We start from the raw sequence: 10,644 nt of genomic DNA on the forward strand, positions 1-10,644 counted from the left end.
CATGCAAGCACGATTGGTTTTACGCTCGCCTTACGGGGTTTTAGGGGCGGAGCCCCTAGGAGAGGGGGTAGGCAAAGACTCAAGGAGATCCCCGACCAAGTCGGGGATGACATGAGGCTGGAGCGAGGGGGGAGGCTTCCCCCTATGCCCCTTCTACATACAACTTCTTCATCTCGTCGGAAATGGCCATAGGGCGGCCGCGGTTCAGGTCCACCAGCACCCACTGGGTCTCGGATTCGAAAATCACCTTGCCGTCGGACACCCGCTCGAACTTGCACTTTCGAATGGTGGCCACCTTGCCGTAAGCCGCCACCCAGGTGGTGCCCTTGATTTCGTCGCCCAGGAACGCCTGGTTCTTGTATTCGATGTGCTGCACGTGGATCATCCAGCCGGCGCCAAGGCTTCTCATGAGGGCGGTGCCGCCTACCGATTCGGAGTGGGCGATGGCGATGTCCTGGATCCACTGCACGGACCACACGTTGTTGAAATGGTGGTTGTCGTCAATCATCTCCGGCGTCACCTTGAACACCTGGGTAAACTGCATGGGGTTCACCGTCTCTTCCATCGCAATGGCCATAACGCCTCCGTTTTTTGGTTGTAAAGATAATAAAGGTTCGGGGCACGGGGTTTCGGGTTCAGAGTTAAAAAGAACCCTCACCGGATTACTCGTTTAGTTCGGAATGACGCCACACGGCCCGACACATTTATACCTGTTTTTCCCGTTAATGTTATATTTACAACGAATAAAAGGAGTTTTTATGGATTGGAACGATTTTACCACGCTGACCCGCGACCAGATGCTGCCCATTTGGGATTTTTACTGCAGTGACCCCTTCTCGGTGCTGGGCATCCACCCGCTGGAAACCGACAAGGGCATCAAGACAGTCATCCGCACCTACCAGCCCCAGGCGTCCTTTGTGCGGGGCGAGTCCTGCGACGGCGAGGTGGAATTCGACTTCGTGAAACTGGGCGACACCGGTTTTTACGAAGCCATCCTGGACATGGAATTCGAGCCCTTCTTCTACAACCTGATTATCAAGCAGGAGGGCGGCATCGAATACACCCTCACCGACCCCTACGCCTTCCAGCCCGTGCTCTCCGAATTCGACCGGCACCTGATTTCTACCGGCACCCACTACGAACTCTACCGCAAGCTGGGCGCGAACCTGGTGGAACACCAGGGCTTCAAGGGAGTGCAGTTCGCCGTCTGGGCCCCCAACGCCCGCGCCGTTTCTGTCGTCGGCAGTTTCAATAGTTGGGACGGACGCCGCCACCAGATGCGCATGCTGGGCAGCTCCGGCATCTGGGAAATTTTCATCCCGAACATCGGCGAAAACGAACTATACCGTTTCGAAATCCACGGCGCCGACGGCAACCTCCACGTGAAGGTGGACCCGCTGGCAAAACTCTCCGAAGTGCGTCCGGCCACCGCCTCCATCACCACCCACCTGGACGGCTACGAATGGGGCGACGAACTCTACATGAAGACCCACTGGGCCACCAAGGTCTTCGGAAGCCCCATGAACATCTACGAGGTGCATGCCGGCTCCTGGAGGCGCGACCCGGCGAACCCCGACCGCTTCCTCAACTGGGACGAACTTTCCGAACGCCTCATCCCCTACCTCAAAGAGATGGGCTACACCCACGTGGAATTCTTGCCGCTGGCGGAACACCCGCTGGACGAATCCTGGGGCTACCAGGTGACGGGCTACTACTCCCCCACCAGCCGCTACGGCACGCCCGACCAGTTCCGCCACTTTGTGGACCTGTGCCACCAGAACGAAATCGGCGTGATTCTCGACTGGGTTCCGGCACACTTCCCCAAAGACGCCCACGCCCTTGGCCGCTTTGACGGCACCGCCTGCTACGAGCATGCCGACCCGCGCCAAGGCGAACACCCCCACTGGGGCACCTACATCTTCAACCTGGGCCGCAACGAAGTCAAGAACTTCCTCATTGCAAACGCCATGTACTGGCTCAAGGAATTCCACTGCGACGGTCTCCGCGTAGATGCCGTGGCATCCATGCTCTACCTGGACTACGGCAAGGGCCCGGGCGAATGGGTGCCCAACAAGGACGGCGGCAACATCAACTACGACACCATCGAGTTCCTGAAACACCTGAACAGCATCATGGGCCGCCTCACGCCTCATGCCATCCTCATTGCCGAAGAATCCACCAGCTTCCCCAGCATCACCCGTCCGCCGGAGCAGGGGGGCTTAGGCTTCCACTACAAGTGGAACATGGGCTGGATGAACGACTTCCTGAGTTACATCCAGCACGAGCCCATCCACCGCAAGTACCACCACAACCAGCTGACCTTCAGCATGGTGTACGCCTACAGCGAAAACTTCATCCAGGTGTTCAGCCACGACGAGGTGGTCCACGGCAAGGGCTCCATGCTTGGCAAGATGCCCGGCGACAACTGGCAGAAATTTGCAAACCTCCGCCTCACCTACGCCTTCCAGTACGCCCACCCGGGCAAGGTGCTGAACTTCATGGGCAACGAGTTCGGGCAGTTCCGGGAATGGAACGAGAAGCAGTCCCTGGACTGGCACCTGATTACCTGGGATAGCCACGGAAAACTGCTGCAGATGGTGAAGGTGCTGAACCACCTGTACAAGGAAAACTCGCCCTTCTGGGAAATCGACCACTACCACACCGGATTCGAATGGATCTGGTGCGACGACGCCGACAACTCCATCGTTTCCTTTGTCCGCAAGGACGACCACGGGAACCAGATTCTCTGCGTGTTCAACTTCACGCCGGTGGTCCGCAACGACTACCGCCTGGGCGCACCCACCCGCGGCGCCTGGAAAGAAATCTTCAACACCGACGCCGACATGTTCGGCGGCTCCAACGTGGGTAACCTGGGCGAAGTCTGGACCCAGGACATCCCGTGGCAGAACAGGCAGTGGAGCCTCAACATCAAGCTCCCGCCCCTGGCCGCGGTGTTCTTCCTGCTGGAGAGGTAATTCGGAGTTCGGAGTTCGAAATTGTTTTTTAGAATACAACTCTGAAATCCGAATTCAAAAACCTGAAATAAAAAGGGGAAAGCTTTCCCCTGGTTCGCACTTCGTTGCTCTCCACCCCTTCGTTCGCCGGGGGCAGCCCGTCTTTATCTATGGAGTATGGTATCCTGGATGGAGCCGTACTTCACCTGGACGCGATCCCACAGGATGGCGTTCTTGATGGAGCAGTTCTTCAGCACGCAGCCATCGCCTACGGCCACGTTGGGCCCGATCTTGCAGTTCTCGATAACCACGTCTTTTCCGATATGGCAAGGACCTTCGATTGTGGTTCCCGGGAAAGACGCTTCCTTGGAGTTGTCGTTCCGGTTCAAAACGTCGGCGTTAGTAGCGAGCAAGGTTTCAATCAGGCCGCAGTCCAACCACTTCTTGACCGGAGCTGTATGGAACTTGCAGCCCTTCTGGAGCATCATCTCCAGGGCGTCGGTCAGCTGGAACTCGTCCTTGGTACGGACGTCGTTGTCCATCAGGTACTTCAGGGATTCCTTCAGGACCTTCACGTCCTTGATAAAGTAAATGCCCACAATGGCCTCGTCGGAGACGAACTCCTGAGGCTTTTCCACCAGTTTCTGGATAGAGCCGGTTCCGTCGGTCACGGCCACGCCAAAGCGGGAGGGGTCCTTCACCTTGAAGGTGTACAGCACGTTTTCCGTCTCGTTCTTCAAAATAGACAGATCCGCCTCGAACAGCGTGTCGCCCAAGATAATCAGCATGGGCTCGTCGTCGTTCACGAAAGGCAGCGCCAGGGAAATAGCCTCTCCCAGCCCCTGGGGGTTCTCCTGACGGACGGTGCGGGTCTTGCCCCAGCATTCCCTATCCTTGAGGAAGGCGTCCATCTGGTCGGCCTTGTAGCCCGTAATAAAAATTGTCTCGGAGGGCTCCAGCGGGAGGGAGTCCTCTACAATCCAGTCTATAATCGTCTTGCCCGCGACGGGCAGCAAACACTTGGGGCGGTCTTCGGTATATGGACGGAGCCTCACTCCGCTACCGGCAACCGGCAGTACAATCTTCATAAAAAATCCTTGACACAAAAACTTTGCCGCGGTCAGCGGCAAAGGTGCATATAAGAAAAATATACATAAAAAAGGAGAAATAGACCTCACCCCAAAGCCATTTCGCAAGGAAATGCGATTAAGCGCACATCAATTCACCTGGAAGGTCGATTTTGTGGAATAAGTCCGCCTCAAATACAAAAAAAATGCCGAAATCTTGCGAATTTCGGCATTTCGTGGATGATGCAGGGGTCGAACCTGCGACCCGCTGATTAAGAGTCAGCTGCTCTACCAACTGAGCTAATCATCCATTGTCGCTTGGACGGGGTCAATTATAGAAAAGGGCGGTGCCGCTGTCAAGGGCTGAAAAAGCATTTTTTCAAAAAAATTTTTTCCAAAGCGATACGGCATGCGGTAATAGGGAAAGCGTTGTCAGTCATCGGTTTTCAGCTATGAGTTCTCAGTCATAGAAGAAGCAAGCCATGTTGAAAATCAGTAGTCAAACGTTACTCACGACTCAAAACTCACTACTCACAACACTCTACCTCATCTCTTTTTACACGATAATCCCTATCCCCTAGATCCTAAATCCTAGCCTCTATTAGCTATATTCCCCTCCATGAGCCTCAACACGAACCGCATGGACGCCTACCTGGCCTTCTTGGGAGTGGAACGGAACCTTTCGCCCAAGACCATCCAGAGCTACCAGGAAGACCTGCGGCATTTTATCGCCTGGCTAGACGAGGACGGCATCGACCTGAAAGAACTCACCCCCCAGAAACTGGACGAATTCCTGACTCTTACCGCAAGCCGCGCGGAATACTCCCCCACCTCCGTAGCGAGGCATTTTTCTAGCCTGCGGGGGTTCCTCAAGTACATGCAGAACCAGGGCGAGTACAACTTCAGCACGGAATCCATGCTGGAGCGTCCGAAACTCGGACACTACCTGCCGGAATACCTTACCCGCGAAGAAGTGGACAGCGTTTTCGAAAGTGCTGCCAACGGCAAGAACCCGCTGAGGGATACCGCCCTCTTCGAGCTCATGTACAGTGCAGGACTCCGTATTTCGGAAGCCCTGGGCATCAAGCTTTCGCAGCTGGACCTGGACAACGAGTGGCTCACGCCTATCGGTAAGGGCAACAAGCAGCGCCTGATTCCCCTGGGCAGCAAAGCAAAAGAAAATTTGAGGGCGTGGATCGAAGATGGCCGACCCCTCACCCACCCGACTACAGACAACATAATCCTAAACAAAAACGGCAAGCCCATGAGTCGCATGGGAGCCTGGAAAATTGTGCAACAGCACACGGCCCACCTGACCAAGCAGGTGTCGCCCCACACCTTCCGCCACAGCTTTGCCACCCACTGCCTGGAAGCGGGTATGGACCTGCGCGTTTTGCAAGAACTGCTAGGCCACGCCGACATCAGCACCACGCAAATTTATACGCATATCGACAAGGAATTCATCAAGCAAGAACATAGGCAGTTCCACCCGAGAGAAATGAGCGGGAAGTAAGCGGGGTATTAGGGGTGTCCCCTAGGAGAAGGGGTAGCGGAAGACTTGCCCTGGACCCTATCGCTGCTGTCATTCTGGAGCGTAGCGATAGAATCCAGGATGACAGAGGGGCAAGGCTGGAGCGACCTTTGGACACTTAGCGCTTTAGCGCTTAGTGTACATGGCCACCTTTAGGTGGTGCGGAAGGCTTTCCCCTTTGGGGATATTTTGCTACATTTACCCGCGTTCAAATTCAACAAGGATTAACAATGAGCAAGAATTACAAGATTGCAGTGCTTCCGGGCGACGGTATAGGCCCCGAAGTGATGAAAGAAGCTGTCCGCGTGCTGGACGTGGTTTCCAAGAAGTTCGGCTTCGACGTGAACGCCGAATGGGCAAACGTGGGTGGTGCCGCCTATGACGAAAGCGGTTCTCCGCTTCCAGAAAGCACCCTCAAGCTGGGCGAAGCTTCTGACTGTATTCTTTTCGGTTCCGTGGGTGGCCCGAAGTGGGAACACCTCCCCCCGAACCTGCAGCCGGAACGCGGCGCACTGCTGCCGCTCCGTAAGCACTTCAAGCTTTTCTGCAACCTCCGCCCGGCCCGTGTCTATAAGGAACTCGCAGGCGCTTGCCCGCTCCGCGCTGACATCGTCGGTGACGGTTTCAACATCCTCACCGTCCGCGAACTGACGGGTGACGTTTACTTTGGCCAGCCGAAGGGCCGCGAAGGCGTTCCGGGTTCCAAGGAAGAAATCGGCTTTGACACCATGAAGTACAGCCGCTACGAAGTCGAACGCATTGCTCGCTTCGCTTTCGACGCCGCTATGCTCCGCAACAAGAAGGTTGCCTCCATCGACAAGGCCAACGTGCTCACCACGAGCGTGCTCTGGCGCGAAGTCGTGAACGAAGTCATCAAGGACTACCCGGAACTGACTCTCGAACACCTCTACGTGGACAACGCTGCCATGCAGCTCCTGAAGCGCCCGCGTGAATTCGACGTGCTCCTCTGCCCGAACCTCTTCGGCGACATCCTTACCGACGAATGCGCTATGCTCACCGGTTCCATGGGCCTCCTCCCGTCCGCTTCTATCGCCGAAGGTTCCTTCGGTCTGTACGAACCGGCCGGTGGTTCCGCTCCGGATATCGCAGGCAAGGGTATCGCAAACCCGCTGGCCCAGATCCTCTCCGTGGCTTTGATGCTTCGCTACACCTTCAAGGAAGAAGAAGCAGCCAAGGCTATCGAAGCGGCTTGCGAAAAGGTCATCGCCCAGGGCTTCCGCACTGGCGACATCTACCAGGAAGGCTGCACCAAGGTCGGTACAGTTGGAATGGGCGACGCTATAATTGCCGCTTTGGCTTAATGCTGGAGCTACATCTCCGGTACGCCAAAGCTCTCGCCAACACGGCTCGTTAAGACGAGCCGCTTATGGCTCACGGATTGCCGCTTTGGCTTAATGCAGGCACCGCACAAGCGTACAGAAAAGGCGTCCCGGTATCGGGAAGCCTTCTTTCTTCAAGGAGAATCTGTAGAAGAAACTTATGCTTCGACGGTCTTGCCCTTTTCGACAGCGTCGGCGAGGGTCATGCCCGTAAATTCCTGGGCGCTGAACCAGCGGCCGCTCTTCTTGTCGTCGAGCATCACGGAGACCATGGAGCCGGGAATCACGCTTTCGGGAGCGTTGGGGGCGTTGGGGCCGCCAAGGTCCGTGCGGAGCCAACCCGGGTCCATCACGTTCATCATCACGTCGGTGCCGTTGAGCTTGCAGGCAAAATCCTTCACGAACTTGGTAAGGGCGGCCTTGGCACAGGCGTAACCCATCAGTTCCGGCTCGTTGGCGATACCGCTGGTGGTAAGCTGCATGCGGCCAAAACCACGCTTGATCATGCCCGGCAAAAAGTGATAGGCAATCTTGATGGGCGCAAAGAAGTTCACCGCCATGGCATGGTGGAAATCGTCCATGGTGTTGGTAAGGTAGTCGGTAAAGTAGTGGCTCATGAGACCCGCGTTGTTGAACACCAGGTCCACCTGCACACCCCAGCTGTCGATTTCAGCAAGGGCGGCGTCGATTTCGGCCTCGTTTTCCAGGTTGCAGCCCACGGCACGACCTTCCACGCCGAGTTTCTTGATTTCGGCCAGCACCGGTTCGGCATGGGCCTTGTCGCGACCCTGCAAGATGATATTTGCACCCAATTTCGCCATCTCGATGGCAGTCAGGCGACCGACCCCGCGGCAACCGCCGGTAATCAGGCACCATTTTCCCTTTACGTCAATCATGTTTTATCCTTTGCGGCACAGGGCCGCGAATCGGTTACTTAAACAAGATACACTTTTTCAAGCCCCGGGAACAAGTTTTTGCAGGGAAAAAGTGTTTACGGGTGTAAAGAGGGTCGGTCTAGCAGCTTACCGACAGGGACTGTACGGCCAGCGCAGGCACCTTGGTGCTGGAAAAGTCGTCGTAGTAGGCGTTTCCGCAGGCCACCACTTCTTGGATGATGTCGAAATAGTTCCCGCTCAGGGTCACGCTATCTACGGGGTGGACAATCAGGCCGTTTTCGCACCAGAAACCGTGGGCACCAATGCTCAGTTCCCCGCTCACCGAATTGCAGCCGGAATTTCCTTCCAGCCGAGCCACCAGCAGGCAGCTGGGGAAAAGTTTCAGCAGTTCTTCCGTAGATTTTTCGCCACAGGGAACGTACATGTTGTAGAAGGACGTGGACATCTTTGTGCCCAGGTCGCGAACGCCGTTTCCGGTGGACTTGCAGCCCGCCTTGGCGGCGGTTTCCAGATTGTAGAGGCCCTGGCCAAAAACGCCCCCGTCGATGACCTTCACCAGCTGGGTAGGCACGCCTTCGGAATCGTAGGGGAAATGATGGCTGAACAGGTCTCCGGAACCTACGCTCCAAAGGGAGAGGCAACCCGACGCAATCTTCGAGCCTTCCTTGCCCGAAAGCCTGGAAAGGCCTTTCTGCATGGAATCTGCCAGGTAGGGCTGACTGTACATCCGCATGAACCGGCCAGAAATCCGCTCCGACAGGACCACGGGAATCTTGCCGCCCTCGATCTTCTTTGCGCCGAACAGTTCCGTAGAGTATCCCGCCGCACGGGTGGCGATTCCGTCTACGTCGATTTCGTTCCAGTTGCGGGTGGACTTGGTAAAACTGCCCAACTTCTTGACGCCGTCACGACATGCAACCGCCCCTACCCCGACTGAAACGGAATTGGAGCGGGTCCTGTAAAAAACGCCCTTGCTGTTTGCCACGTAGTCTTCGCTGTTGGAAAGGTCCGCCCCTAGGTAAGGGATGTTCTCGATTTCCTTGGACTTGGCGAAGGTCGCCTTTTCCAAATCGATGCAGACATCCTTCATTTCGGACAGGCCGATTTTTTCCAGGGCCGGATTGTAGTCCTCGTCTGGCTGCGGCAAGGCGCCCGGTCCAGGTAAATCCACGTTGATTTCATCGGTCCATTGGGTATGGCAAAGGGCGTCTTTCAGGGTCTGCTCCAGGGCGTCTGCCGTAAGGCGCTCCGTATGGGCGTAGCCCGGACGACCATTCTTGATGACGCGGATTCCCACACCTACGGAATCGGAAATTTCCGTATTCTGGACCTGCCCCTGGAAAAGGGAAAGGCCTTCGGAATGGGACCTGGAGGCAAGCACGTCGAACTGTTCCGCCTGGCCCTTGGCCTTGTCGTTGATGTAAGAAATGGCGTCTTCGAGAGTCATAGTTTTGAAAGTTACTAGTTAATAGTTATAGATGATAGTTCGTCCTACGGATTAGAAGCTTTCCTTGCCAGCATTTTCCAGTAGGCGGCGGGGCTCCCGGTCACCGACTCCAAAGAAGAAGCCAATTCCGCCGTAATGGGCGCCTCCCCCGCAATCAATTTTTCCAGAAGGTCTTCCGAAACGCCAAGACGGCGGGCAAATTCCGCCTTGTCCATCTTGAGCCATTCCATGCCCTCGATAATCGCCTGACCCGGAGTGGGAACGCCATGTCTTGAGCCCATATTCTCTTAGCCTCAGAAATCTTTTCTAGGAATCAATATAAAAAATGGCGTGACCAGAAATAAACGTCAAGAACAAATCCGCTTGAGTCCTTCCGCAAAAACGGACGGTTCCTGCAGCAGGCTAATCACAATCCAGCCGTCTTCGTCAAAATCGAAGAAGAATCCCGGCTGCACCAGCACGTGCTTTTCCTTGAGCAGGCGAAGGGTGAGTTCTTCATCGTCGCCACCCAGGCGGATAACCGCATACCAGCCGCCAAGAATTTCAGGGCAGTATTTGGAGGGGAACTTTTCCCGCAAGGCCGCAAGGTTTTGCCGTAGGCGTTCGCTGATTTGAGCCCCGTAGGCAGCAGACTGTTTCAGCATGGGGGCCGCCAATGCCTGTGCCGGTGCAGAAACGCTCAGGTAGGCATCCGCCACATATTCCAGAGTCTCGTGGATAGATTCCCGCATGGCTTCGGGAGCATAGACCGCCATCCAGCCCAGCTTCACCTGGGGGCTCCCGCAAATCTTGCTGAGGCCGTTAAGCCAGACGATGGGACATTTCGGCGGAGCTGGATCCTTCGACTTCGCTGCGCTCCGCTCAGGATGACAAGAAACATACTCCCATGACCGTCGCACATTTTCAGAAAAACGATAGTCCCCGAAAACTTCGTCCACCACCAGGACCAGGTTCCGCTCTTCGCAAAAGCGAACCACCTCGTTCCATTCGGTGCGGGACACGGAATGCCCCGTGGGGTTGTGGGGGCAGACCAGCAGCAAGATTTTCGCATTGGCCGGGGCGCTTAAAAGGCTGTCGGTGTCCAGCACAAAACGGAAATCGCCACACCGTTCCTTTCCCGCTTTCTCCCGTCTCAACTTCAAGAAATACGGATAGCACTCCAGGTTTTCCAGTTCCGCCAACGTGTCCAGCAGGGGGTAGCCCGGGACCGGCGTCAATATGGCGTCGCCGGGATTGCAGAAGGCCTTGAAAAGTATGGAGTAGGCTTCGCTGGTGCTAGCCGTCAAAATAATCTGCCCGGGCGTGAAATTCCCGCCACGGCTGCGGTAGTACTCCGCCACCGCCTCTCGGGCCTTGAGCGTTCCCGCCGGATTCACATCCCACAGGTTGAACTCCTGCTTCACGGCATC

Annotated in this window: 9 protein-coding genes and 1 tRNA gene; 3 read left to right on the plus strand and 7 right to left on the minus strand. The window is 56.0% G+C overall.

What is annotated here, in order from left to right; translation table 11 throughout:
• Positions 1–142 precede the first annotated feature (142 nt).
• On the minus strand, positions 143–577 hold the full coding sequence (locus IKB43_09950; protein MBR2470447.1) for an acyl-CoA thioesterase: 435 nt from the start codon (positions 575–577) through the stop codon (positions 143–145).
• A 181-nt stretch (positions 578–758) separates the two neighbouring features.
• Between IKB43_09950 and glgB the strand changes: the two genes are divergently transcribed.
• Complete coding sequence (gene glgB / locus IKB43_09955) at positions 759–2,975, plus strand: 1,4-alpha-glucan branching protein GlgB (protein ID MBR2470448.1); 2,217 nt, start codon at positions 759–761, stop codon at positions 2,973–2,975.
• Positions 2,976–3,118: 143 nt separating this feature from the next.
• Here the strand turns inward: glgB and IKB43_09960 are convergent, their stop codons facing one another.
• Positions 3,119–4,042 (minus strand): NTP transferase domain-containing protein, encoded by a 924-nt coding sequence (locus IKB43_09960; protein MBR2470449.1) that lies wholly within the window; start codon positions 4,040–4,042, stop codon positions 3,119–3,121.
• Positions 4,043–4,258: 216 nt separating this feature from the next.
• Positions 4,259–4,331, minus strand: a tRNA-Lys gene (locus tag IKB43_09965).
• Positions 4,332–4,640: 309 nt separating this feature from the next.
• On the opposite strand from IKB43_09965, the gene IKB43_09970 reads away from it, so the two are divergent.
• Both IKB43_09970 and leuB read left to right on the plus strand, forming a co-directional pair.
• Positions 4,641–5,534 carry a tyrosine recombinase gene (locus IKB43_09970; GenBank protein MBR2470450.1) on the plus strand — a complete coding sequence of 298 codons (894 nt, stop codon included), beginning with the start codon at positions 4,641–4,643 and terminating at the stop codon, positions 5,532–5,534.
• 248 nt (positions 5,535–5,782) lie between these two features.
• A complete protein-coding gene (gene leuB / locus IKB43_09975) occupies positions 5,783–6,874 on the plus strand; it encodes a 3-isopropylmalate dehydrogenase (GenBank protein MBR2470451.1) in 1,092 nt (363 codons plus the stop codon).
• A 176-nt stretch (positions 6,875–7,050) separates the two neighbouring features.
• Here the strand turns inward: leuB and IKB43_09980 are convergent, their stop codons facing one another.
• The 4 genes from IKB43_09980 to IKB43_09995 all read right to left on the minus strand — a co-directional run.
• Positions 7,051–7,788, minus strand: a complete 738-nt coding sequence (locus IKB43_09980) for an SDR family oxidoreductase (GenBank protein ID MBR2470452.1) — start codon at positions 7,786–7,788, stop codon at positions 7,051–7,053.
• Between the two features lie 118 nt (positions 7,789–7,906).
• Positions 7,907–9,235: a TldD/PmbA family protein gene (locus IKB43_09985; GenBank protein ID MBR2470453.1), complete on the minus strand. Its 1,329-nt coding sequence runs from the start codon at positions 9,233–9,235 to the stop codon at positions 7,907–7,909.
• A gap of 44 nt (positions 9,236–9,279) precedes the next feature.
• The gene (locus IKB43_09990) at positions 9,280–9,516 is read right to left on the minus strand and encodes an XRE family transcriptional regulator (protein ID MBR2470454.1); all 237 of its coding nucleotides are present in this window, start codon (positions 9,514–9,516) and stop codon (positions 9,280–9,282) included.
• 66 nt (positions 9,517–9,582) lie between these two features.
• The coding region (locus IKB43_09995) for a pyridoxal phosphate-dependent aminotransferase (protein MBR2470455.1) at positions 9,583–10,644 on the minus strand (1,062 nt) is incomplete at its 5' end.

Source organism: Fibrobacter sp. (assembly GCA_017503015.1).
GTDB lineage: Bacteria > Fibrobacterota > Fibrobacteria > Fibrobacterales > Fibrobacteraceae > Fibrobacter.